Origin of the sequence: Bacteroides sp. 224 (genome assembly GCF_010500995.1) — a bacterium.
In the GTDB taxonomy this organism is placed as follows: Bacteria; Bacteroidota; Bacteroidia; order Bacteroidales; family Bacteroidaceae; genus Bacteroides.
On the sequence record NZ_QVMK01000001.1, the window covers coordinates 182530 to 209166 of the forward strand.

At 39.8% G+C, this 26637-nt stretch carries 21 protein-coding genes, 1 tRNA gene and 1 pseudogene; 3 read left to right on the forward strand and 20 right to left on the reverse strand.

The window, feature by feature from the left end:
* Positions 1 to 87: 87 nt before the first annotated feature.
* The gene (locus tag D0T60_RS00660) at positions 88 to 1170 is read right to left on the reverse strand and encodes a mannose-1-phosphate guanylyltransferase (RefSeq protein WP_163216232.1); all 1083 of its coding nucleotides are present in this window, start codon (positions 1168 to 1170) and stop codon (positions 88 to 90) included.
* 148 nt (positions 1171 to 1318) lie between these two features.
* Between D0T60_RS00660 and D0T60_RS00665 the strand changes: the two genes are divergently transcribed.
* A tRNA-Leu gene (locus tag D0T60_RS00665) sits at positions 1319 to 1402 on the forward strand.
* A 90-nt stretch (positions 1403 to 1492) separates the two neighbouring features.
* Here the strand turns inward: D0T60_RS00665 and D0T60_RS00670 are convergent.
* The 18 genes from D0T60_RS00670 to D0T60_RS00755 form a co-directional block, all read right to left on the reverse strand.
* On the reverse strand, positions 1493 to 2368 hold the full coding sequence (locus tag D0T60_RS00670; RefSeq protein ID WP_163216233.1) for a fimbrillin family protein: 876 nt from the start codon (positions 2366 to 2368) through the stop codon (positions 1493 to 1495).
* A 131-nt stretch (positions 2369 to 2499) separates the two neighbouring features.
* Entirely contained in the window at positions 2500 to 2700 is a 201-nt protein-coding gene (locus D0T60_RS00675; protein WP_163216234.1) for a hypothetical protein, read from the reverse strand.
* Between the two features lie 691 nt (positions 2701 to 3391).
* Complete coding sequence (locus D0T60_RS00680; RefSeq protein ID WP_163216235.1) at positions 3392 to 3664, reverse strand: DUF3853 family protein; 273 nt, start codon at positions 3662 to 3664, stop codon at positions 3392 to 3394.
* Between the two features lie 200 nt (positions 3665 to 3864).
* Entirely contained in the window at positions 3865 to 4119 is a 255-nt protein-coding gene (locus D0T60_RS00685; RefSeq protein ID WP_163216236.1) for a hypothetical protein, read from the reverse strand.
* 353 nt (positions 4120 to 4472) lie between these two features.
* Complete coding sequence (locus D0T60_RS00690; RefSeq protein WP_163216237.1) at positions 4473 to 5054, reverse strand: DUF4406 domain-containing protein; 582 nt, start codon at positions 5052 to 5054, stop codon at positions 4473 to 4475.
* 112 nt (positions 5055 to 5166) lie between these two features.
* Positions 5167 to 5559 carry a hypothetical protein gene (locus tag D0T60_RS00695; protein ID WP_163216238.1) on the reverse strand — a complete coding sequence of 131 codons (393 nt, stop codon included), beginning with the start codon at positions 5557 to 5559 and terminating at the stop codon, positions 5167 to 5169.
* Positions 5560 to 5563: 4 nt separating this feature from the next.
* On the reverse strand, positions 5564 to 9529 hold the full coding sequence (locus D0T60_RS00700; RefSeq protein ID WP_163216239.1) for a phage tail protein: 3966 nt from the start codon (positions 9527 to 9529) through the stop codon (positions 5564 to 5566).
* Between the two features lie 58 nt (positions 9530 to 9587).
* Positions 9588 to 13730, reverse strand: a complete 4143-nt coding sequence (locus D0T60_RS00705) for a hypothetical protein (protein WP_163216240.1) — start codon at positions 13728 to 13730, stop codon at positions 9588 to 9590.
* Positions 13717 to 13965, reverse strand: a complete 249-nt coding sequence (locus tag D0T60_RS00710) for a hypothetical protein (RefSeq protein ID WP_163216241.1) — start codon at positions 13963 to 13965, stop codon at positions 13717 to 13719. Before D0T60_RS00710 ends, D0T60_RS00705 begins: the two co-directional genes overlap by 14 nt.
* Positions 13966 to 13978: 13 nt before the next feature.
* A complete protein-coding gene (locus D0T60_RS00715) occupies positions 13979 to 14242 on the reverse strand; it encodes a hypothetical protein (RefSeq protein ID WP_163216242.1) in 264 nt (87 codons plus the stop codon).
* A gap of 8 nt (positions 14243 to 14250) precedes the next feature.
* Positions 14251 to 14850, reverse strand: coding sequence for a hypothetical protein (locus D0T60_RS00720; protein ID WP_239059466.1), 600 nt, complete (start codon positions 14848 to 14850; stop codon positions 14251 to 14253).
* Entirely contained in the window at positions 14837 to 15505 is a 669-nt protein-coding gene (locus D0T60_RS00725) for a hypothetical protein (protein ID WP_163216243.1), read from the reverse strand. The genes D0T60_RS00720 and D0T60_RS00725 overlap by 14 nt, the downstream gene beginning before the upstream one ends.
* Before the next feature lie 12 nt (positions 15506 to 15517).
* The gene (locus D0T60_RS00730; RefSeq protein ID WP_163216244.1) at positions 15518 to 15841 is read right to left on the reverse strand and encodes a hypothetical protein; all 324 of its coding nucleotides are present in this window, start codon (positions 15839 to 15841) and stop codon (positions 15518 to 15520) included.
* Complete coding sequence (locus tag D0T60_RS00735) at positions 15838 to 16140, reverse strand: AlpA family transcriptional regulator (protein WP_163216245.1); 303 nt, start codon at positions 16138 to 16140, stop codon at positions 15838 to 15840. The genes D0T60_RS00730 and D0T60_RS00735 overlap by 4 nt, the downstream gene beginning before the upstream one ends.
* Positions 16141 to 16292: 152 nt before the next feature.
* Positions 16293 to 17501 (reverse strand): hypothetical protein, encoded by a 1209-nt coding sequence (locus D0T60_RS00740; protein ID WP_163216246.1) that lies wholly within the window; start codon positions 17499 to 17501, stop codon positions 16293 to 16295.
* 96 nt (positions 17502 to 17597) lie between these two features.
* Positions 17598 to 18779: a site-specific integrase gene (locus D0T60_RS00745; RefSeq protein ID WP_163216247.1), complete on the reverse strand. Its 1182-nt coding sequence runs from the start codon at positions 18777 to 18779 to the stop codon at positions 17598 to 17600.
* A 575-nt stretch (positions 18780 to 19354) separates the two neighbouring features.
* A complete protein-coding gene (locus tag D0T60_RS00750; RefSeq protein ID WP_239059467.1) occupies positions 19355 to 19750 on the reverse strand; it encodes a pilus assembly protein HicB in 396 nt (131 codons plus the stop codon).
* 95 nt (positions 19751 to 19845) lie between these two features.
* A complete protein-coding gene (locus D0T60_RS00755) occupies positions 19846 to 20031 on the reverse strand; it encodes a type II toxin-antitoxin system HicA family toxin (RefSeq protein ID WP_163216248.1) in 186 nt (61 codons plus the stop codon).
* Positions 20032 to 20283: 252 nt separating this feature from the next.
* On the opposite strand from D0T60_RS00755, the pseudogene D0T60_RS19005 reads away from it, so the two are divergent.
* Both D0T60_RS19005 and D0T60_RS00765 read left to right on the forward strand, forming a co-directional pair.
* Positions 20284 to 20841, forward strand: a pseudogene (locus tag D0T60_RS19005) (ISAs1 family transposase); the annotation flags it as partial.
* A 135-nt stretch (positions 20842 to 20976) separates the two neighbouring features.
* Positions 20977 to 22290 carry an alpha-L-fucosidase gene (locus D0T60_RS00765; RefSeq protein WP_163216249.1) on the forward strand — a complete coding sequence of 438 codons (1314 nt, stop codon included), beginning with the start codon at positions 20977 to 20979 and terminating at the stop codon, positions 22288 to 22290.
* A gap of 102 nt (positions 22291 to 22392) precedes the next feature.
* Here D0T60_RS00765 and D0T60_RS00770 read toward each other — a convergent pair whose 3' ends face one another.
* Positions 22393 to 26637: an acyl-CoA dehydratase activase-related protein gene (locus D0T60_RS00770; RefSeq protein ID WP_163216250.1), complete on the reverse strand. Its 4245-nt coding sequence runs from the start codon at positions 26635 to 26637 to the stop codon at positions 22393 to 22395.

The following is a 26637-nucleotide window of genomic DNA, read 5'->3' on the forward strand; positions in this document are numbered from 1 at the left end:
GGATAGGATAATAAGAAGAGGCAGCCTCAACAATATATGTGAGGCTGCCTCTTCTCTATTTGTACAGGGCGTTAGTGTGCGCTTGCATTAAATGTAATCTTCGCCCAACTTAATCTGCGTATCGTTTACATATTTGCGGATGGCATGTTCTTCATCTTTCTTGCAAATGAGTAATACATTATCCGACTCTGCAATCAGGTATCCTTCTAACCCTTCAATAACAGCCAATTTATTCTTGGGAAGAACTACAATATTGTCTTTACTGTTGTATATAATAGCATCCCCTTTAAGAACTACATTTTGGTGTTCGTCTTTGGGAGATAGGTCATATAAAGATCCCCATGTTCCCAGATCCGACCATCCAAAGTCGCCAAGAGAGACATAAACATTGTTTGCCTTTTCCATAATGCCAATATCAACCGAAACATTGGGGCAAGAAGGGAAATTCCGGTCAATGAACTCTTTTTCTTTAGGCGTGCCATATATTTCTTTGCCTGCTTTAATCTTTTCGCTTAACTCAGGTAATAAGGTTTCTACTGCATGAATAATGCTTTGTACATTCCACATAAAAAGTCCGGAATTCCAGTAGAACTCCCCACTTTCGAGGAATACCTTAGCCAGCTCTAACTCCGGTTTCTCTGTGAAAGTCTTTACTTTATAAAAGTTATCACTTTCTTGCTCTGCTATTTGTATGTATCCATATCCTGTTTCCGGGCGGTTGGGTTTAATACCTAAAGTCAGTAGCTTTTCGGATTTAGAAACAAACTCCAATCCTTTTTCGATAGCGTTAAGAAACTCGTCTTCTTTCAGAATCAAATGATCTGAAGGAGCTACTACAATATTCGCATTCGGGTTTTTGGCAAGTATATGGTATGATGCCCATGCAATACAGGGTGCTGTGTTTCTGCGGGTTGGCTCAAGTAAAATTTGGTCGGGATTGATCTCCGGAAGTTGAAACTTCACCAGGTCGGCATATATGTCGTTCGTTACAATCAGGATATTCTCGGCAGGAATAATCTTATTGAATCGGTCGAACGTTTGTTGCAAGAGCGAACGCCCCGTTCCGAAAAAGTCCAAGAACTGTTTAGGTAACGATTTGCGGCTAAAAGGCCAAAAGCGGCTTCCTATACCGCCTCCCATAATCACACAATAATTATCTTTATTTATCATGATATAAACAATTTAAATAATGAAGCTAATGTAGTACTTATTTTATGATTTCCCGACCTTTCAATAATAGTTTTAGCCTTTTTTATTCGTTTTTTGAGTAAAAGTATTGCATTATAAGAAAAAACACATATCTTTGCACCGCAATTAAGCCCAGATGGCGGAATCGGTAGACGCGCTGGTCTCAAACACCAGTGGATTCACTTCCATCCCGGTTCGACCCCGGGTCTGGGTACAGGAAAAGCCTATTAATCAGCTGATTGATAGGCTTTTTACTTTTCAAAAGGTGTACTAAAAGTGTACTAATTGAAAATAAAATAGGAAATTATTGTATTGGCACAACTATATCTTCATCCCATTCATCCGACACAGTAACAACAAACGGTTTTTGTGTTATTACATCAAATAAATTGCCCTCGACAATAGTTTTTTTGTTTTTATAGAAAGACACCGTTACAGAACAAGAACCTAATTCATTGTCACTTTCATCGTAAACTGATAGTATAAGTGTTCGTCCGGTTTGTGGTAATAAATAAAAGCCAAATTCATTAACACTTTCATTTTCGATTGTCAAATACGATTCCATAACAGATGCAACCCCAGAAGAACCCTCATAGGTAACGGTTTCGTTTTGAGTATTAAAAACCGGATAATATGACATCTTGGCTTTTATTTTCTTGATGTCAGATGGAACATCATCATTTAGTCTTATAATCAACTTGCCATTCAAGCGGGAAAGATTCACATCAATTTGGTTATTTTCTGCATCAATGGTCTTTCCTGTTTTCAAATAGAATGAATCTTTATTTTTTAGATTTACCATTGCCCTATCATAGTCATTTTGAATATACATGGATGCTGTTCCATTTGAATTATTAGTTCCATAACCAAAGAAAATCATTTGATAAGTCCCGGCGGGTATCCACAAAGAGATATTCCCAAATTCAGAACTTCCAATATCTGACTTTCTTTGTTCACCTGAATAGGTTTTTCCGGTAACGGTGTTTTTCAAGTAGTAGTGAATATTAGTCAATACCGAACTTGCATCCGTCCGTGTGCCGGAACTCCTTAGCATTGGCTGATTCATGGGTTGCACATCCACATCCAATGCGTTCACACTAAGACTTACTTGTACGTCTTCGGTATAGTCTTCAATACCGTTTTCATTACTACAAGCACAAAAGGCGACCATAGTCGCCATCAAGATAAATGTTTTTCTTAACATACTTATATTATTTAAAATTTGACGTGCAAAGGTACTGAATAAGGCTGATAAAGAACAAAGCCACCAACCTATTGGGCTGATGGCTTCAATCTGATTAGAGAAAGATTTTATTCATTTTTGCACTCTCTACTACATGCCCGAAACATGTTGATGATTGAACGAATCAAATAATGGTTTAATTGCAATTCTTGCGGTAGATGTCCGTTGTCAGAACCTAAATAACCATTGAAAATTTCATTCAATCTTTCTTCGATTTCTTGTGAATCATAGTTCGACAAGATATTACTAATCGCTTGTTGTACTTCCATAAGAGGATTTTTTTTAATCGATTTATTCTGAATAATTTCCAACGCAATTCATACAACCACCAATCAAGTCTCCAAATAATCGTTCTTAAAACATTTTTCTTTTTACGTTTGCAAAAAACAGACTCGCCCGAAACATACACGGGCGGTTGCGTTATACCGGAAACCACACCAAGCCAAATTTTGCCGGTGAATAATATCTTCAATCTTTCAATGAAAGACGGCTTCCAACATGACACACATTGTGTTCCATCGCTCCAAACGTGCAATGGTGAACATTCTTCATCCGTCATGGTTGACGGCTTTTGCAATACCTTTGTGGATTGCGGAAAATTAATTGGGTTCATTCTTGATATAAATTGATAGCATTCATAGGCACAAAAAAACGGTGCGCCTTTCCCGTTTGCTATCACCTTATCAAGTAGGCTGTATGTCCATTATAGACAATACACGGGGGTACACACCGTTTTATGTTGATGTAATATAATATCTTTAGTATGGATATAAAAAATCCACCAAAAACTCGGCGGAACAATCCACCTACTTGAATAATGTGATAGCATTGCAAAGATAGTAATTCATATCAAGAAAACAAACAAAAAATAAGAATAATATATCAAAGTAAGTTCTTGTGTATTATCATAATACACAAAAATAACGAGAAGTGTTTTTTAGTATGAATATTGACTTTAGTTTACTTTTTCATCAACTCCAACGCTAAATCGGTATCAATTACAATGATTCGACCATGTTGTGATATTGCTTCATCAATTTTTCCGCTTGCCTTAATTCTATTTGCGGTTGTCATGCTGCAATTGAACAATTGGGCGATGCCGGCAATCCCGTATGCAAGTTTTTTTTCCTTTGGTACGTTTTTTTCTATTGGTGTCGTTGCTTGGTTCATTAGTTTCAAGAACTCACCAACCGTAAGCATCCACAAAGGTTTGTTTAAAATATCCATTGACATTTTCTAAATTATTTGATTATTATACATGAAGATAAAGATAAAAAGCAAGGAAACCCTTAGTGTATTATGATGATACACTACACATGTATGACAAAGTGGCAAAAAAGGGTCTTAGAACCAGTTTCTCCGCATTTGGCATTGATTATCAGTGAATTATGAAATATGTACACGGTTTTGTACACGGTTTTGATATTTTATGGCTATTTCAAGTATAATGCACCATCAATAATCGAACCTATAAGTTCCATCTTTGACACATCAACACCTTTCATCAACTCGGAAACACCCGGATAGACAGGAATGAGTTTTTTGCCATTTTTTTCAATTTTGCTTTTAATCCTTTTGATTCGTTCAAAATCTCCATTTGTGGCATACTGCAATAGAAACCAAAGGTCTTTCGGAATATTACCTCTGCTTATTGATTCACCTAAATATTCACTATTAGAATTGTGCATAATTGAATATGATATTCGAACACAAAATTATGATTTTTAGTTGATTATTCAAAATCGGTAGGCATTCTCAAAAAATCCTTTTTTAGTTGATTTTTATGCAGTTTGTGCATTTATTCTGATATTACATTCTCTGAATCTTAGTTTTCACGCTCTTTTTATAGGTATCCCCAAAGTCCACTTTTCCCTTTTTAGTCGTTTTTTGTAAGATTTGTAAGGTTTTGCTTTTTTAATAGACTTTGAAAATTCTACTTTTTCTCTTTTTAATAGCGTCCGATTTGTCCGATTTTAACATTAAAAAACAAACAGCATTTGCATTGCAAATGAATATGGCTCATTATTTCAATCCGCACTCATTAAGTAATTTGACTTAGTTTTTCGTCAACCATTTGTGCCAATTTACGAAAGGATGGGTTGTATTTTACCTCATCATCGTATCTTTCTAAATAATGGTAAATCATTGTTCTATCTCGATGAATGTATTGTATCGGGTTGACGTTATTTTTATGACAATGATAAACAAACATCATCCGGGCAAAAAAAACATCGTTCTTTCGACTTTTTGTAGTGTATTCATCAAACCTTAACCCCATAACTTCATGTATTGCTTCTTGGATTTGCAACACAACTTTATGAGAATATGCAATATTAGATTCAAAATAGATATTCTTTCCCAAGCGTATGGCAATATCGTATTCAATTCGTGCAATGGTTGATTCACGCCAATTGTCAAGCATCAGAACACTATCGCATTCCATTAACATTTCAATACCACGAATCATATTTTCATTGTAAGGTGGCTCTTTTGTTTGTCTATTCTTTAGAGGGTTTGCCACTTTACCCCCAAATTTTTCCAACAATGATTCTGCTTGTTGAAATTTGGTTTCAACCTCGTTGATAGGTAATCCCGCAATCTTTCCTGAAATATAGATGTGCATAATTTATTTTATTCTTTTTTGTTCAATCTTTATTCTATTCTCGTTTTGTGAACTTTAATTCGGTCGGCTCAAATTAAACCGACCGAAATATCAACTTTCGCCAATTCCAAGGCTACAACAACGCTTCCAGACGGTTTATTTCATCCCGGATTTCCTGTCTTTCGGCATGTATTGCATCAATGTCATAAGGTAAAGTTTCACCCATCAAGGATGCTTCCATACACTTCGTTATCATGTAGTCGCTTGATGAAAGTTGCTTTTTCAATTCGTCAATTTGACTTTGTATTGAATCCGGGTTGGCTTTCACCATCCAAGATTGAACAACTTTCCCATCCTTGATTTCAAATGAATCAACCGCAACAAATCCCGGTTCAACTTGCGGTTGTTCACTTGGTATGAAGTCAAGAAATCCGGCATCTCTTAACTCCGCCATTCTTGCACCAAGTTCCTTTGGGCAAAAACGAATATCGATTTCATGTTCTGAAATAATCTTTGCAAGTTCCATATCGTTAATTTCTATGTGATATTTGATACCATCCACCATTGTAATAGCGCAAAACAAGAATATCTCCGGTAGCCATATCAATGTATGAAACGGCACCACCATTGTTGTTGTATATTTGACCACCTGTTTGGCTTGTTACGCGGATTTTATTGCTTACACCGGTCGGGATGGTAATGTGAACCAAGAACGATACGGCGATATTTCCGACTTTGTTGGTTACTTGTGCCTTTGTTGGAACTCGAACCGTTAATAATGAAGCCGAAATTGATGTGAATATAAATTGGTGAGTACTGCTAAAAGCCGCTTCTAATATATCGGTGTATGCTTGTCCAATGTATCTATCATCAAACAAAGCATGTCCGCCGATACTGAACATATTTCCATCGTTATAAAATGAACGTCTCTTTTCATCATACCAATACATATCAGGGTTGCCAAACCTTGCTTTGGTGTACAATGCTATTCCTGTTCCATAACTATCATTACTTTTGTCCATTACAAACCTTGCAAGTCCCTCATATCCAACCGATGATGGCAATACATTTGTCCCTATTGAAGCCCAATTGGTTGAATTGGCGAACTTTATAAAATCACCATAAAGGGAAAGTCCTTGTCCACTTGTTCCGGTGCTGCTTGCCGTTGCTCCTATACGACCACTTGCAACTTCAAATCCACCTATTGACCCGGATATTGCTTTTATAACACCCTCGACCGTTGCTTTTGACATTACAACTGAACCATCTTGCATCACCCTGAAAGGTGCAGTTGCTCGATTCTCGAATGAAGCACCAGCCCAAATCCTTATGGATGTTGCAGCCGTTCCTTGCCCTGTAATACCCGCTAAGATAGAACCGGAAGAACCCGCCAATTGAACCGTCCCGGACGTTACAATTCCGCCATCGATGGTTGTCTTTGTGTTATCATAATGCACGGCAATCACCCAATCATTTGCGTAGTAACTGCCGGATGTTCTTTTTGTGGCACATCGGCGTAAATCAACTCCATTCACCCAAAGGTCGCCAATATCATACGGTGGATATGGTGTTGCAACAAACACACGTCTTTTTCCATCGGCGGTGTCTTGTGCGTTACTTGCTGCCGCATAAGCATCAATTGCCTTTTGGTCTTCAATGGTTGTCCATGAAAAGGCTGTTCCGCTTTTTGAATATCGCTTCAACAACTTTGTACTACTTGAATACCACATATCACCAACATGCTTATCCCTTACGGCTATCGTTGTCCAAGATGCTGCCGGGTCGGAAGTCTGAAACCACGTTTCAATTTTTCCATCAATTTGAGTAACCAAATTGTTTATTTGGGTGTTATACGTTCCATTGATAAAAGTGTTCAACCCTGAATCATCCGTGTATTTTGAAGCAAGTTCCCAATCGCCGGAAGAATAAGACCCCGTCAATCTGGTTGTTTTGCATCGGTAAATTCCGCCGCTTGCCCCCTGAACCCAAAGGTCGCCAACTTCATAAGGGGTTGTTGGGGTGGTGGTGAATATACGGTTCTTGTCCTTTGCCAATGCAAGTGCTTCGTTTGCCAATGCAAGTGCTTGTGCCAATTCTGAATCCTGCAATTCTTGCCACTTGTACGTGTTGCCCTCTTTAACCCATCGCCAAACCTTTCCGGTTGCGGTGTTATAAAACAAGTCGCCAAGATGATTTTCCTTGTCGGCGGTTGTTGTCCATGTATTCGCCGGTGCATTACTTGTGGTCGGGTCGTATGTTTCAAAGAATTGTTCAATTTGACCATCCAATTGTGCTTGAATTTCCGAAAGAATACCGGGCAATGTGTTGTTGATAAAATCCTTTGATTCAAGCGATTCTTGCCCCAATTCTTCAAGTGTTTTTTCACTACCATTTGATGTGAAGACAATACGACCACCAATTTCGGAATTGTCCAAATCAAAGTAAGTTGTTCCATCAGCCGATTCAATGCGCCCGGTCTTGATAAACCGCCCGTTTATCATGGTGAACCCATACGACAAGGCAATTGAACGGACACCCAATTCAACATCAACCGAATTGACCACGCCAATCCAGAAATGATAAAAATTGGCATCTTGTTCAACCTTGATTTGTTCGGGCGAAAATATGATTGACCCGGCATCACCAGAACGTTGACACTTGGCATAAATGTAATATGGTGTTGTGTCGCCCGTCAATGTGGTTTGGTTGTCTGCCAATATCCATGAACGCGCCGAATCTTCATCAATGGTGTAATGTGTCAAGACACCGCCTTGAACACGGATAAGATTCTTGTTTCCGTTGTAATTGGGTTGCAACACCGTGTTTGTCAACCCGAACTGCATGGATTTTGCACCGACCGATAATGCAAGCGTATCAATTGAATTTGGCTTGATTTTTTCGGTGTAATAGTCGCCCTCTGGGTCAAATACCATATTCATCAATTCACGTGAAGAACGCCAATTTGCACGCGCTTGTGTCGGGTCTTTCAGGTTGTTGATGGTCATAATCTTATCAATGTCGATAAGTTCCGAAATAACCCTATTTGTTACACTCTTTTCAACCGTATCGGATATTGTAAGGGTGTAACTGTATTCATCCAATAAATCACGTGAAAACGCACGTACACGAACCGATTTGTCCACGTCAATATCATCATCTTTCACCGGTATGTAGTCGCCGACCATTATGATGTTTCCGGTTGTTCCACTTCCGACCATTTTTTCAAGGAATGATGGTGTGATTGATAGACCATATTGAACTTTTGGTTGGCAATTCTGGTCGTAATACGTTTCACCCTTGTTTGCCAAGTCGTTTTCCGCTTCAACTTCGTATTCTTCCGGCAAGGCAACGTCTAACAACTTGTATTCGTTTCCAACACCGAATTGAAATGCGGCTGAACTTTCACTTGGGAATACATCACCACGTTCATCGGTAAACTTTGCCAATGTGAATGTCTTGGTTGCATGGTCGTATTCATGCACGTCAAAATCATATCCGGCAAGGTTTCCCGTATTGAAGTGAACTTTTGCCGACACGCCGTTCAACAAGTATTTGGTTGTAACGCCGTCCGCTTCTTTGGCGTTCAAGTCAAACATGGAATTGTCAACGAACTTCAAGACTGAATCACCCAAAGCTGTAACCGTTCCGGTTCTTCTTGGGAAAACGTCTTCAAAATACTTAGTAGCTTCCCAAACTCCATATTTTGCCACGGCTTCCGGTTTCTCAATGTATGATTGTGCTTTAGGCACTCCAAGAAGACAAAGGCGTTGCGCCCGGTACTTGTTTGTTATGTTCTTAGTTGAACCAAAAACATTTAACCGAGTAATGATATTTGCCGATGATACGTTTTGACGGTCAAGTGCATAAAGTCCTTTGCCTTTCCCATACTCAAACGTGAATGGGAATGTTTGTCCCGCTTTCCTGAAATGGATGATATAAACAGCGTTTGATTGCTCAATTTCAAATTCATACCCGAATTGTTCACACAACATTTGAAGAACCGACAAGCAATTGTCCGATTCACCAAACACCAAGTTCACGTCTTCAATCGTATCAGGACAATCACCCAACCGCCACTTGTCTGGCATTACTCTGTTAGCATTGGAAACAAGGACGGTTGCAAATCGGCGCAAATCACCAATCAGTGTGTCCGCTTGAACGTCTTGCAACTGATTGTTGGTTGTGTCAATGTTCAGATTGTATGTTGCTCGCAACAAATCGTATTGGATGCCCTCAAATTCAAGGTCGTATGAAAAGCCAAAGTTTCCTGTTTTCTTCACCTTTGGCAATCGGTTCATCTTGTAGATACGCCCGAATATGGTAATGGAATCACCAATGCCATATTCTTGTTTGAAAGGTGATTCAATAGTTATATTGACTAAGTCAATGTCCAACAAAGATATATTTTGCTTTGCTGACTTGATTTTTGTGGCGGTTCGCTTGTTCTGCATGGGGACAAGTGAACCATCTGGTCTTGTGATTATGATATTTTGCATTGTTGTTTGATTTTCTGTTCTACTTTTTCTTGATTTCAAATCAACGTTAGATTGTTAGCTATAAATTACCATTGGCACGCAAAGAATCTCCACTACTTATTTTGTCGTAAATATCTTTGATATACCGATTGAATTTTGTATTTTCATCAATCGCCCCTGTGTTCCTGTCTATATTTGCCAGATGTAAAAGTTGATTACGCAACAATTGTGTCGATTCCATCTGATTGATGCGTATGGCATTCATTTGCCCAGCAACAAGACTTGCAGTTTCTTCCGTTACTCCTTTCACCGCACCGGTCAATGATGTGTCCGGGTCTTCCGGTTCTGCAACATCCTTGAATAGTTCAGAATAAGCGTTCATTGCTTGGTTAAATTGGCTTGTGATACCGGCAACTTGATTCTTGAAAGCTGCAATTTCGGCATCCGTTAATCCGTCAAACGCAAAATCATCACCATTCCAATAACCCATTGAATCTTTCAAACCGTCCAATGCGACTTGCAATTGTTCTTGAAGAAATGTTTTTTTCAATTGGTTCACAACGGCATGTTTTATTACATTGTCAACCGTTTCACCAAAAGCATCCGCCGCGCTTTCTCCCTTTGCAAAGGCTTCAACCAAGGCATCACCCAATTCATCGGCAAACGTTTTGGCATCCGTTTGCAAAATGTCGTTTGAAATTTCATCCAACATGTCTTGAATATCACGCGCCAATTGGTCGTATTGGTCTTTGTATTGATTGACCTTTCCTCTGTCTGTTTTCTTCTTGGATTCTTCCGCTTCCCACATCGCTTTCAGGTGTTCCCGTTGGGCTTCCATGTTCCTGATAGCGGCTTGTTGCTGTTTATAGACATTGCCGCCCAATGCTTTATCAATCGCCCAAGAAAGTGCCGTGTATGCAGCTTCAAGGCGGTTGACGGCATCGGCGTGTTTCTGAATCTGCTTTTCCGTCTTTGCATCTTTGTTTCCAAGAATGGATTTCACAACATTTGCGACCGCTTGAACAACCACCAATGCGGCTTGAATGATTGCCAGAACCACACTTGCTTTTTCTGCTGTTTTTATTGCGGTTGAAACAGCAACGGCGGTTGCTGCAACGGTTGCAAGGCTTGATATTGCAGTTGCTCCAACATCACCAATGGCATCAGCCAAGAAATCACATGAAGAAATTGCATCTTGTACGAAGTCAAAGGATGATTTTGTTGCATCAGCAAGGTTTTTCCAATTTTTCTTGATTTTTGATGCTGAATCTTTTGAATCTTCACCAGCATCATTGAAAATTGCACGAAGACTTGCACCCAATTGCTTGAATGGATTATCTTGCATTAAAACGCCTTTGGCTTCATTCAACTTGTTTCGTACCTTTTCCAAGTCAACCGGGTCAAACACGCCGGATAAAGTATCAAATTGACGTTCAATTTCATTGACCAACGTTTCAATATCGCTTGCGGCAAGTTCATCAAGATTTCCAAAAAGTTTTGACCACATGTCCGAACCCATCAATTCATCACTTGCAAGTGTTGAAATTGCTTTTGCCTGTGCTTCGTTCAATTGCTGAATCAATTGTTCGTTTCCGTGTTCCTGTGCAATACGCCTTTTTTCATCATAATCATCAATGATGGATTGTTTCTTTTGCTCAAACGTGGCATATTCTTGCAACATGGCATCATATTCAGCACTTCCAGACCCTTTTGAATCTTGTTCGTATTGGGCTTTGCGGTTGGCAATCACCCGGTCAAGTTCTTCACGTTCGGCATCTGTTGTGGCTTCTTGTCGGCGTTTTTCAAGCAATGTCAAGTCGTTGTTGAATTGTTCTTCCAACTTGATTTTATTTGCTAAATAAGAAGAATAATTTTCCAATAAAGCGTCCGTTTCTTCCTTGGCTTGCTTGGCAACATCCTTTTCAGCATTGTCAAGCGTTTCTTTTTTAGCTGTATCAAGTTCCGAACCATCATTCGCCAAAGATTTGCGCCGTTGCTCTATGATGTTCAACATTTCCATGATTGACCGGGCGTTGTTCAACTGATTGGATAATTCGTTGTTGAATGATTCCAAAACCGTCTTCTTGGTTTCTTCCGCAATCTGGTCGTTCAAGGTTCGCAACTGCTTGTTTTGCGACTTCGTGCGTTCCGCAATGTCGATGGTCAAAATCTGGTCGCGTTGTGATTTTAGGTAATCGATATACGTTGCACCCTCTTTCAAAAGACCCTCAAATTCTTTGTTGGCGGCTTTAGCAAGTATTTCATCGCCGGAATTTACCCACTTCATAAATCGTTGGTATTCCTTTTTTTGCTTGTCCAATTTTTCCATGAATGGGTCTTTGCTTGTTCCACCGGAAGCGGTCGTTTTCTTGCCCGTTGCATTATCAAGTGTTTTTTGGAAATCCGCAATTTGTTGTTGGGTCAATTTTATCTCCGCATCATTAAGAACCGACAAGGTTTTCAAATACGCTTGCTTGTCTGAAATTTGTTTTTCATACCATGCAACTGTTCCCGCAGTAATTTCATCTTGTCCATCAATACCGGCTTCTTTCATCTTGTTCAACCCCTCTGCCGTATATTTTGCAGCATCAGAATACAATCCTTGCAACTTGGCGTTTGCTTCCGTTTGTTTGTCAATAGCCTTTTGTATTGCTGGGTTATCTATTTTGGTTACTGTTCCACCCCCAAACATTCCACCCCCTGTGAACCGCAATACTTTGGGTTTTTTCATTGCTTGTTCTAATGCTAAGTCAGCTTCAACGGCTTGTTTTATCCATTTTTCAGAATTAGCAAGAACGGAAGCCGCCTTTGCTTTTGCAATTTGCGCATCAATAAATGCTTTTGCGCCATTAGCAAGTAAGTTTTCGGCATCGACAACATCCCGGATGGCAACGCCAAGTTCTTCAAATGCTTTTTTGTTTTCTTCAACAAACTTTTTCTTGGCATCCAAATCATCGCCAAGCTGATTCCATGTATAGGATAAATGTTCAATTGCTCCGATTGATTTATAAGAATTTTCAACAACGGAAGCATTAAATTCTTCCTGCGCTTTCTTGGCTTCACGCGCTTTGCTTGTGAATATGGATACCAATGCAATAACACCAGATATTCCAGCAAGAATCCAACCGAACACCGGTATTGATTTGATTGCAAGACCAACCATGCGGAATGCACCGGCAAGACCGATATTTGCTACCATTCCGGCTGTCGCCGCCGCCGCTTGTCCACCTGTCGCAACTGTATTTGCGGTTTCGGCAACCGTATTCCCTACAACCGCCGCCGTGTTTGCTTGCTGTGCGGCTGTATTGGCAACCGTTGCCGTTGTTTCAGCCGTTTCTACAACGGTGGCTTTCGCAACAAGACCATTCCACCATTCTTTCAATCCGTTAAGTGTTACAAGTTGAAATGCGGAATCCTTGTTTAATGTCTGGGCGACTTGTTGAAGACCAATGGTGATTGCCATAAGGGATTGTACTTTCACCATAATTTTCTGCAAGTTTTCGTTCTCGCCGGCAAATAATGATATTGCACCCGTTGCCGCCGAAAACCCACCAGATATTCCCGACAAACCTTGAATGATTCCTTGAAATTGCGCTTCATCGTTCGCAAGGATTCGTGCTTGTTGGTTTACATCACCCTGAATGTCCGTCAAACGTCCAAGTTCGGCTTCAAGGCGTTTGTATGCTTCCGATTGTTCATCAATACCTTGGTCAATCAAAAGCATCATTTCTTCACGCAATTCTTTGATGCGTGTGCGCATGGACACTTGGGCGGTTGCATTTTCTTCCGTCTTTCGGCGGTTTTCTTCCATCTTGGATGCGGAATCTTCCAATTTGTTGGATTGTTCTTGCAGCTCTTTGATAAGCTGTTGGCGAACCGTTATTTCACCCTTAACCGCATTTTGCTGTTGGGTGATTGCCCTGTATTCATCATCACGACCCGCCATGAATGCTTTGCTTGCTTTTTGTCCAAGGTCTTGATATTCGGATTCAAGACTTTGCAATTCTTGTTCGTGTGTTTGAATAGCCGTTCCAATGTCGCCAAGTGCTTTCCTTACGCTGTCGGCGGTTGCACTAAAAGCGGCATCCATAGCCTGACCACCGGCAACCGTGCCATCTGAAAGACCTTGAATCCGCCTTAATGATTCGTCAACTGCTTTATTTAATTGGTCGTTGTCCAATACTGACTTAAAGGACAAAGAACCACCGTCAATTTCTGCCATATTGATTTTCCTTATTATTGATTGTATTTTCAACGACAGATAATTTACTTAGCGCTTTAAGTAAATACATTTGTGTCGCAAGTTCGATTTCATCCACCTTTGATAGCTTTTCTTTCACTAACAAAACGGCTATTTTAGTTTGGGCTGATTTTACCAACCAATGGATTGAATCAAAGTATTTATATTTTGATTCGACCATTTTTAGAGCTTCTTTGAATTTTTGTTTATCTTCCATCACTATGTTTTTGTCAGTTAATAATTGATTTGAATGTAGTTTGAGAATCGGCGGAATAAGCATCATCTATCAATTCTGATAATGCTTGAATCAGGTTCTTGGCTTCATTCAATGAAATACTTACAATCGCTTCACAACCATCGTCTTTTGCAAGAAAAACGATTTCACTTTCAACAGGAATATTATTAACGGTTGGTGTCGTTTTTTGAACACTAAGTTCTTGACCATCTATTGTTTCAAATACAAATACTGTATTTTTATATTCTTTCTTTTTCATGTTTTTAATTATTTTCTTAAACTATTTCCTTTAAATTCAATGCGATATGTAGTTGATATAATACGGTCGTATATTCGTTCTCCATACCGTCCAATAATTTCATCCTTTTTTAAATTTGTGGACACAATTACAAGTTTGCCACGCTTTTCCACCGAATCCATAATTTCAGCGAATGCAAGGCGCTTATTTCCATAATTCACACTTAATTCTTCCGTTCCGATGTCGTCCAATGAAATGATATGCTTTCTTAGGACTTCATCTATCTTAGCATTCATGTCTTGGATGTCATAAACCGAAATCACCCGTTTCATGTATTTCAATAGAATTGCCGGAATTACATATCTTGACAAAAGGCTTTTTCCACGTCCGCAATCACCGAATAAGAACAAACCCCGTCCTTGGTTATCTTCAAGCCATTTCACAACTTCATTGTATTCTGGCTGCCATACAAATTCAGCATTTTGAAATGACAAGAAGTATTTGAAACAGTTCTCCAATATCGTTTTTGCGTTCGGTATTTGAACGAATACCTTTTCGGCGGGCAACGGCATGCCGTGAATCTTCATATCTTCGTAAATCGACTTAAAATCATTATTACCATCTATCATCTTGGTCTAATTTTGAGGTTTGATAATTTGCTATCGGATGCACATAATTGTTTTTGTCGCTATTTTCCCATGTTCGGACAGCTGCTTTCCAATCTTTCATTTTGCTTTTCCCAACCATCCAACCTTTGGATTCATAGAAATCATAAAATTTATTTGCATCTACTTTATTTTTTCGTTCCAAACAATAATTTTTAATTTCGTCAATCGTAGGCGGCTGAAACCGCCTATTCTTTTCTTTCTTTTCATTATTTATATTCTTATCATTATTGTTTGTGTCCCGCAGCGTTTCCAAAACGTTTCCATCATGTTCCTTTTGCGTTTCCTTATCGTATGAAGAATGTTGGTAAACATCATAATTGCAGACAGTTATCCGTGTAGTTTTTACAAGGTTTTCCGTTGTAATCATATTATCATTCTTCAATAAGGTGAAAAAGTTATGGACGGTATGTTTTGACACGTTCCACCGTTTGCCCCAATTAAGCAAACTCATTACGCATTGCCCCCTTTGGCAGTCAACTAATTGCATCCCGATATTTATTTTTTTTTCTTCATGGTTGGCAGACATCAGGATGTCAAGCCACCATCGTAATTTGACCGGGTCTTGCCAAATCCAATGCTTGGTGATTTCCCTATGTATCTTTATCCATCCTGTCATTGTGATTCTTGATTATACTTCATCAGATTCAAAAAGACACAGTTGCTTGTCGAATTTACGAAACAACTTTTCATCTGTGGTGTAGAAATTAACCTTGAATCCAGTTGTTGAACAATAGTCTTTATGGTGAACTTGTACTTGGTCGGCTTTTCTAAGATGTCCGATATACCAACATATCGAAGAACGTTCAATACCAAGTTCGTTTGAAACTTCACGCATAGACTTTGGACACTCCATAAGTGCTTTTTTGACAGCGAAAAATTCAACATCTTGGGATTTATTCCTATCTTTGCCTTGCATTTGTTGAGGGGCTGCATTCGTGTAGTCCTTTTTCATTTAGCACCCCCTTTCTTATTCTTCATACAGTAAGTTTGTGCCTTTTCTGCAATTTCATCGGACGTGCTTACACGATTTTGAAGCAACCATGCTTGTAATTCTTCGCGGTTGAAATAGCATAGTTTTCCCGAAGGTTTGTAGTGTGGGATTTTTTGCCCACTCGTAAGTTTATACAAGTAGCTTTTTGACAATCCTGTGAAAATAGCGGCTTCATCAAATGTCAATACTTCTTTTGTTGTAAGCGCTGCCATTTTCACCGCACCCTCAACATCCATGATTCTCTTTTCCAATGTTTCCATCTTTCAATATTTATCTTAATTAGAAAAATGGTTTATCGATAAACCGTTGGTTTGTTATAACATTGGCAAAAGTATGAGACATAGGAAAAGAAAAACCCCTACAATTGCCCATTGTAGGGTATTGCAGGGGGTCTAAAGGAAAGGTGTTTTATCTACTCAAAGAACTTATCAATATCAGCATATCCATTAGGATGGAATGTTGTATGCAGCTTCATCCAATCATTTTTTGCACCTCTGAGATTATCTAAGGCAAACATCTTTTCAAACAGTTTCCAATTTATTTTTTTATTGCCGTCTTTATCAGTTCCGGTATTGATGTTTAAATGTTCACATGCCTTTTGAGCAAAATATGCTGCAAGTTGCTTTGATTTTGATTTATTCCAAGTATAATCATTGTGAACAAATCCGTCTTCAATGGCAGCCTTTAATATTTTTTTGAACCCGTCCGTATCTAATTCATTGGGTAAGATTATTATTTTTTGATTTTTATGTGTTTCTTGTTGTGGATGTTGCGATGCTTTTATTTCATTCCACACTTCACCAATTTGTGTTGTAGCCAAATAATTATCTAAAGGCTCTGAATCTGAATTTTTATTAAAAAGCATAAAATAATACAAGCATACATCCATCAGTCTTTCATAAACCCAATTGCATAATATTTGTGCTTCATCATAGCCTTTCGATTTTTCATCAATATCACAATGCTCAAACCATTCGATAATGCCTTGCAGAAAAAGGATTTGTATAACTTGACCACACCCGGGATATTCATTCAAATTATCCAAGCAATCTTTTATCTTGTTTTGTATTCTGGTCGGTTTCTCTGTGTTTTCCTTTAAAAAGAAACACATTCCATTTAGCAAAGTGTATAATCCTTTGAGCCCAATGCCAATTTTATCCAATAAGACACTAACTTTATGCTTTTGTAAGTCATTATGATAAGCCAATAAATTACCGTCGATTTTGTAACCTTTAACCATCAATAAATCATCAAGGTCTTCATCTTCTTTAATAAGGTCTTCAAATGGCTTCCCAAAAGGAAAATAAGGGTTGTCTTTTTTTGCTTTAGATATAACATTATCCAATACCGATTGTAATTCATCGTTTCTTGTGAATCCAACCTTTTTCATCGCTTCATCAATATTAGAACCTTTCTGCACGTGTTTGGATACCGCTTCTAAAGATTTCAATTGTATCTCACGGGCTTGTTGCTCTATCTCACGATATTTCTTAAAATCAGAAACGAATTTGGTATCATCGGCAAACCCGGCTTGCTTTAAGGCTTCATCAATAATACTACCGGAAACCAAAGGCAATGTAAGGTTTCCATTATCTCCAACATCGGTTCTATCTTTTACCAAGTCGAATATGATAGTATAAACTTTGTCGAATTCTTTTCTATTATATTTGCCCGCTTCCTTATCAAGTTCGTTGTATCTACTGTGTAAGTCCATAATCTACAATTTTAGTTCCGGCAAACTGTCAATTGCCGCTTGTTTAAGGCTATCCACTGCACGAGTGTACTTTTCCGTATGCTTTAACCCTGAATGCCCCAAAAGGCTTGCAACAGTCTTTATATTTGCACCATTGTTCAGTATATTCACGGCAAAGGAATGTCTTGCACAATGCCATGTTATGTGCTTATCTATCCCCGCACGTTTTACCCATCTTCTTAATCCTTTCAGGCACATGGTATGACTTGGCAAATGGAAAATCAATTCATCTTTTTTGTTAGTAGAATTTTCACCGATTAGAGAAAGTAAACCATCATTCAATGGAGTTACAACGCCGCTTGTTGCACTATGCCCTTTTGTTTTGGCTTGTTCAAAGATTAGCAATTTGTTTGAATAGTCAACATCACTATATTTCAACTCAATCACATCGCAATATCTTATGCCGGTATAAAGACAAAAAATGAATGCACGTCTTATTTCTTGATTCTGATTATCGTAGGTTGTGGATATAAGTCGTTCTATTTCTTCTAAAGAAAGTACATCCTTTCTCAATGTTTGGTCATCAACTTTACAAACAACCCCGGAACATGGGTTCTTAATCATAATATCATGCTCAATGGCATACTTAATGAATTTCTTGAAACGTTGATAGATACTTTTTGCCCCCTCTCCCGTGCTTTTGCTTTGCAAAAACTCTACAAACGAAAGCATCATATCTTTGTCCAATTGTTCAGGCTTGATATTTTTACTATAAATTGAATGTTCTTGTTTTAGGAAGTCTTTAAATCGATTCAAGGCAATTTGCATCATCCTAACATCTTTCTTTGTATAACTATCAATGTAGATTTGAAATGCATCCAAGAAATTAGTATTCTTTGTTTTGAACAATCGCTTGCCGGTTCTATCCTTTTTCAATTCTTGTTCTCGTTCGGCTCGGATTTCCATTGCAAGTTCCAATGTTTCTTTATTGGTTTGCCTTTCGATGGGATTGCGGGGTTTAGCAATAAGGTACAAATTCAATGATTCTTTCTTCCTGTCATGCTTGACTTTCGTTTTTCCGGTTTCTTCATCGACCCATTGTGTTCGACCCAAATAATATTCTAAGTATAGGCTTATACGTCCATCAGAAAGTGTACTTTGTTGTAACTTAGGATTTTCTTTGGTTTTTACTTCCAATTTTGCCATACTTCATTCCTTTGATTATCTGTTTCTTTCCTTTGTTTGCAAAGATAAAATATTTAATTCATTCAACGTGTACTAAAAGTGTACTAATTCATCAAATAAAGGAAATTATTAGAAATCAAAGCATCAAGTAGATTTCGTAAGTGTCTATTATTCAATGCAATGATTTCTTTTGATTTCTCATGTTTTCTCGGTTTTATACTGGGTCTGGGTACTAAAATAGCCTCTTAATCAATTGATTTTGAGGCTTTTTTAATTCTCTGGGTGTAACATAGGTGTAACATTTCAACCATTGACCTACTTTTAGGGCTAAACCTTTCTATTTTGTATGAAACTTCTCTCAACTGTGGGAAGAATATTAATATTGATTGATTTTTGTACTGTATCGGTTGTCAGAAGTGTATCGGAAGCGATACAGCTAAAACCCTTTATCCATAGAGGTTTGCGTACTGTATCGTATCAATACACTTAGGGCGATACAGCCGATACTGAGAATAAAAAAGCCCCGAACCGATATAACCGGAACGGGGTTTTATTGTCTTAATTAAACGGTCTCGCTTCACAGCGGTACACTATCTTTAGAAAGTAGCTGCGGAAAGTTCTTTAGAAATGCGTTCCACTGCTACCCGTATCTTATCGTATTGTTTTTGACCGGCTGCTGTCACGCCGGAAGTGTATTGTCGCATCAATGAAGCGTTGATACCTGCTAACTCTGCAACCTTAGTAACGTTCAGGAATGAGAAATAGTTGAAGAAAGATTGCATATCATATTTGTAGGTAAACTCCAATACTGGCACTTCTTCACCTTCTTCTTTCTGTATCTCTTTTATTTCTTCATACGCTTTCATCATATCCTCTTTGGCGGCTTCTGCTGTATCTCCATATCCAGCCAGACCAAAGCCGGGCAAATTTTCCTCTACAAAGCATGAGTAATACCCATCGCTTGCTTTTTCCATGATTACAGTTGCTTTCATATCCATTTCTTTAAAATAGGAGTACGGCAATATACCGTACCCCATTGCCTCAACATTTACAGTCTTTTAGGTATGAAGCGCAAAAGGTAGGGGGATTACTCCCCCAAAAGAACCTTTCTTGCTTTACGTTCCATTCCTGTAGGTACTTCTTGTTTGCCATGCCTTGACAAAGCAAACTTGTTTCCCATTTTAGGGCTGTACCAAATATCGTGGTTAGCCCCATGCCTGAGAACGTAACAACCTGCTGCGGTAAGTTCCGCAAAAAACTGATTGTACTTCATAATTTAAAAGACCGTTTGTTTAAGACGATACAAATATAGCGTTTTTGCTATAAACCACCCAATAAAAACATAACTATTTTGCTATATTAGTGAAAAAGATCTCATATCTCTATTGATGTAAGGCCTTATGGTGTATCTATTTTTAATAACTTGAAATTGTGTTTTTCTTACCATGATCTTACCGTAGGGAGTTAAATCAGGGCAACCACATCAAAATTTCGTCATAATTTGTAGAAATGTTATCTTCGTCTCATAAATACATTAGTCTCTCCCTATTTTGCTGAAGTTACTGACCCTCGTGTTACAGGTCGTTGTTTGCATCTTCTTTCGGACATTTTATTGATAGGCTTGTGCACCTATTTGACAGGTGGTTCTGACTATCAAGACATGCATCTGTTTGGGCTTGAACGCGGTTCAGAGTTAGGTGATCTATTGTCGTTACCTAACGGCATTCCTTCGAAAGATACTTTTGAACGTGTGTTCAAAAGTGTTAATCCGGATGAATTGAAATCCTGCCTACATTCTTATGGTCATCCCATTTTGTCTGATTTGTCCGAAAAGCAGATTGTCATAGATGGTAAGAAACAGCGTAGTGTATCTCCTACCACACGCGGAAATAAAGGATTGTATTTATTGAACGTATGGGTAAGCTAACCCCGTTTCTGTATCGCACAAGAAAAAGTAGATGACAAATCCTGCGGGATAACTGCTATTCCCCAAGTGCTGGAGGATATTGATATAGAAGGCTCGGTGGTTTCCATTGATGCTATGGGCACTCAACGTGAAATAGCCGAACAGATTAAAGCAGCGTTGGATACTCAATATTTCAGGAAACTATTGAAAATTTGATGCGGTTGCCCTGACCAAACTTAGCAGATTTGCCTATCCCCCCGAATATTCTTATTTTTGCATAATACAATTTATCAACTTAAATCATACTACCTCATGAAGAAAATTTGGATACTCTTCCTGGCAGAACTTATCTGCAACACAGTGCTTTTTGCTCAATCTCCCCGAAGTACCAAGTGGTTTGAAGACGCGCGTTTCGGATTATTCGTCCATTTCGGCCCGTATAGTGTATTGGGCGATGGCGAATGGGTGATGAATACACGCCCCATTAAAGGCAGCGACTATATGCGTCTGCAAGAATTGTTTAATCCCCAGGCTTTCAATGCCGAAGAGTGGGTGAGCATGGCTAAAAAGGCAGGAATGAAATACATTACATTCACCTCGCGGCATCATGACAGTTTTAGCAATTGGGATACAAAACAATCTGACTGGAACATTATGAATACTCCTTACGGAAAGGATCTTATTCGCCAACTTGCCGATGAATGCCATAAGCAAGATATGAAACTCATATTCTATTACTCAACGCTCGACTGGATGCGCACCGATTACCAATATGAAACAGGACGCACCGGACAAAAAGCCGGAAGAACAGAGCCCAGCAACTGGAATTCATACATCAACTTTATGAAAGCCCAACTAACGGAATTACTAACTAATTATGGGGCAATAGCCGGCATCTGGTTCGATGGACATTGGGATCAGACAGATGATAAGAATCGTACCGATCCTACCACGCATGTTGATTGGCATTATTCCGAAATTTATGATTTGATTCATCGACTTCAACCCGAATGTCTGGTAGCCAATAATCATCATCTGCCTCCGCTACCCGGAGAAGATTACCAGATTTTTGAACGCGATGTTCCCGGTGAGAATACGGCAGGCCATAGCGGACAGGAGATTTCGAGGCTTCCTCTCGAAACGTGCCAAACTATAAATAGCTCATGGGGTTTCAAAATAACAGACGATAAGTTTAAATCGACTACGGAATTAATTCATTTGTTAGTTCGTACTGCGGGAACAGGAGCGAATTTATTACTGAATGTAGGTCCTATGCCTAACGGAAAAATACAACCGGAATGTACGGAACGTCTCTACCAAATAGGAGAATGGTTGGATATTTATGGAGAAACTATTTATGGTACTCAGCAGGGACCCACCAAGCCGCAAGACTGGGGAGCTGTCACAAAGAAAGGAAATACATACTATGTGCATGTATTAGATCCTCAAACATCTTCCGTAGAATTGGAACTGAAAAATGTGAAGTCTGTTAAATGGGTAAATGAGGGTATGACCTCTAATGCCGTGAAATGGAAAACGGATAAGAAAACAGGGAAAACGGTATTCACCTTTGCTGGAGAACTGGATAAAGTAGATTCAATATTGGAGGTGATTGTAAAGAGATGATGACATTATTTATGATTTGAACACAGAGACACAAAGGCACAGAGAATTTAACTCGCTAAAAATGAGAGACTCTGTGCCTCCGTGTCTTCTGTGTTCAAAGCCTTAACTAATCAAAAAATGCAGCCTGTTTTGCAGATTTACTTCCGCCATGCCTCCATCAATATCCAAATACAAAAGGTTCATTTCCGGGTAAAGCTTCTTCAAGCGCTTCTCAATACCTTTGGCTACTACATGATTGGCAATGCATCCGAAAGGCTGGATACAAACTACCCTGTCTACACCTTGACGGGCATAGCATGCTACTTCCGCGGCTATGGCCCAACCTTCTCCAAACTGATTGGATAAGTCGAGTACTTCCGAGGCATATTGCGCCTTTGTGTAGATGGATTCGGTAGGAGCATAGAAACGATACTTGCTCATAATCTTTTCTATTCGGTTGATCCTTTTATTCATATACTTCCAGAAGATGCTATTTACCATGTCTTTAAGCATGCCTCCTTTGGCTAAGCCGTTCTTAATGTTTACTTCCGAATTTACGAAATACTGCATGAAGAAGTCGATGAGAGGAGGGGTAGATACCTCCATGTTCTGAGATCGCAGCCATTCTGTGATATGTGCCTGACCGTAATTGTTGTACTTCACATAAATCTCTCCGATGAGCCCTACTTTGGTAAACTCGCGACTATGAATGGAGATGTTATTGAAGTCGGCCACTGCTTGTTCCAGTAGAGCCAGTAGCATCTTGGAGTTATTGGCCCGGACGGCTTCCACTCCTCTTTCAATATAAAAATCGAATACTTCTTGGGTGTCACCTTTCTTTTTCTCGCGGATAAGAGTTGAACTATACATTTGTTGTAATCCTTCGGCGTATAGTATAAAGTGAACAAGTATATTCGCTATCTTGCGGACGGGTATCTTAAATGCTTTCTGGTCATTCTGGTAAACCTCTCCGGAAGAGAATACCAATACCGGTATATCCGAGAACCCGGCATTCTCCATGCCCGATTTTATTTGTGAAAGATAGTTGGTGGCTCTGCATTGTCCCCCGGTTTGGGTGATGGCAACCACTACCTCCTCGGGGTTATATTTGCCCGATTGCAAGGTGGTGATAATATCTCCTAAAATCAATGTAGAAGGATAGCACACTTCATTATGCCCATACACTAATCCGGCCTCGGCAGATAGCTTGTTTGTTTTGGGCATGTTCACAATTTTATAACCCGCCAGTTCGCCAAGAGCGGGAATGAACGGAGAAATATAATCGGAGAACCAGGGTGCAAGGATGGTTTTTCTCCTGTCTTCTTTCTTATAAGTTCCTTTATAGCCCTCGAATGGTTTGATTTCCTGTGCTGCTTGCGAAGGAATCACTTTTAAAGATTCAATCAATGAACGCATACGTAACCGTACAGAGCCGGGGCTTGCTATTTCATCAATCCTTAATACCGTATGGTTTTTTCCGGCCTGATTTAATATCTCTTTTGTTTCGTCCATAAAGAAAGAATCAGGACCGCACCCAAATGAATTCAATTGTACCAACTGTACGTTCTGGGGTAGCTTGGCTACCTCCATGGCAGCTTGTACTACCCGATTGGGGTATGACCATTGCGAAACGATATTCAATCTGCTGAATCCGGCACTCTTTTCATATCGGAAGATATCATCCGTAAATACCTCTGCTCCCATATCGGAAAGTATTTGACCCACCTTCTGATGAATCAACGGATCTGCATGATAGGGCCGTCCGGCTACCACAAATACAGGCTTGTTTTCTCGGACAACTTGATCAAATAATTCCTTTTGTTTCTCTTGCAATACCGCTTTTGTGTGATTTCTTTCTTGCAGAGCCTTTGCAAAAGCATCGTTAAATAGACTCTCTGATACGCCCAGTGTTTTGAGATAAGCATAACAGGTTTTCTTCAGTGCTTTTTCATCATTGAAGGTGATAACCGGCTTGTTGAAAGGTATGTTAAGTTTCTCCTCCGGTTCCATTGAGCTTCGGATCACATCCGGGTAACCGCTGACTACCGGACAATTATATGAGTTAGTAGAGGCATTAAATTCCTTTTCTTCTTTGATAATCATCGGGTAGAATATGCGATCCACCTTTTGCTCTGCCAATGCAAGAATATGGCCATGCACCAGTTTGGCAGGAAAGCATATATTGTCGGACATAACACTTCCTACACCCTTTTGGTATAAAGCTGTGGTCGACTCCGGCGAGAGTACTACGGGGATGCCACACGCTGTAAATAAGGCATGCCAGAAAGGGTAATTCTCGAACATATTTAATACCCTGGGTATGCCTATCACGGGTAAACCCTCTTGCGCTTTAATTGCGGAGGTGCGATTGAAAAGAATATCATTCTTCTTGTCAAACGCATTGTATCCCTTTTCGGGGGCTGTATTTTTGTTGTAGAACACCTTTTCGCACTTGTTTCCTGCATAACAGATATTTCCGTTTACATACTTAAAGCGAAGAATGGAGCATTGGTTTGTACAACCTTTGCACTGCAATTCTTTGGTTTCTATCTGATCGGCATTGGGTAGCGCTTCGATTCCGCTGAAGGCGGTTGCCCGAGGATTTGCCTGCCACCTCTTTTGCGCATACAACGCCGCTCCTAAAGCACCCATCAGTTCCGGATAATCGGTGGAACTTACCGATTTGCCGGATAGCAGTTCGAGTGCCCTGTATACCGCTTCGTTGCGAAACGTTCCTCCTTGTACTACAATATGTTCTCCTAACTTATTCAGGTTAGATATCTTTAGTACTTTGAACAGGCAGTTCTTGACTACCGAATAAGACAACCCCGCTGCAATATCTCCCGGCGAGGCATTCTCTCTGAGTAGCTGCTTCACCCTTGAGTTCATAAATACGGTGCAGCGCGAACCAAGATCGCCGGGATATTTGGCCAGGCATGCTGCTTGTACAAACTCCGGCATACTAACATTCATGGTGGAGGCAAAGTTTTGCAGGAAAGAACCACAACCCGATGAACATGCCTCGTTGAGTTCGATATTCGAAATAACACCGTTCCGGGTAAATATCGACTTCATATCCTGGCCGCCGATGTCGAGCACAAAAGATACTTCCGGGTTCACATATTGAGCACCGGACAGATGAGCTATGGTCTCAACAATACCGTAGTCGAGATTGAGGGCCGATCTGACAAGATCCTCTCCATATCCGGTGACGGCAGAAGATAAGAACCTGAAAGATACCCCTTTCTTGCGAGCTTCCTGATAGAAATTCTCCAATCCTTCCAGCACTTTTTTAAGCGGATTTCCCTGGTTGGTATCATAGAATGTATACACCACATTCCCTTTCTCATTCATAATCAGGATTTTGGTGGTAGTGGAACCGGAATCTATCCCCAGAAAGCAATGGATCTGTTTCTCTTCGCCTAATTCAGCTCGTTTTAAAGGTTTAATCTTTCGATTGTTTTTCCATGCCTGGTATTCCTCTTCATTATTAAATAAGGGAGGCAAGGTGTCGGTACGGGTATATTCTTTGACTTCCAGTTTTTGGATGAGTTGTTCCAAATCCAGCTCCGGTTGTTCGCTTTGGTTGTGCAATGCGGTGCCCCATGCCGGAAAGTATTCGCTATTCGGCGGGAGAATCATATCTGCTTTTTCAATATGCAGCAATTCGGCAAATGATTGGCACAATGCAGGGATAAAAGTAAGCGGACCACCTATGCAAAGCACCTTAGGGGTAATATCGCACCCTCTTGCCAGCGTAGTGATACTTTGCAGCGCAACGGCATGGAGTATAGACATCGCAATATCGGGAACAGGTATATTCCGCGAGATAAGATTCTGTACATCGGTTTTGGCGAAAACGCCGCATCTGGATGCTACCGGATATATTTTCTTATATTGAAGAGCCTGCTGTCCGAGCTCCTGCACGGTAATATTTATCAGGTCGGCCATCTGATCGATAAAAGCGCCGGTACCTCCCGCGCAACTGCCATTCATGCGGATATCCGGTTGTTTGCCGGCTGCAAAGAATACCATTTTGGCGTCTTCTCCCCCTAAGTCAATCATAGTATGAGCGTCGGCGAACTCTCTTTTTATCACTTCAATGGAGGCAACAACTTCTTGTACGAAAGGAATGTCCGTGCGTTCGGATATACCCATGCCGGCAGACCCGGTAATGCCAACGGTATAGGTGGAGTGGGGGAAGAGGGACGCAATGTGCTTCAACTCTTCTACTAATATCGGGGTGAATCCCGCTTTATGGCGACGATATACTTTGTAGATGATCTCATTTGTGGAATTCAACACAATGACCTTCACCGTGGTAGATCCGACATCGATTCCTATTCTACAAATATGGGCTGATTTCAT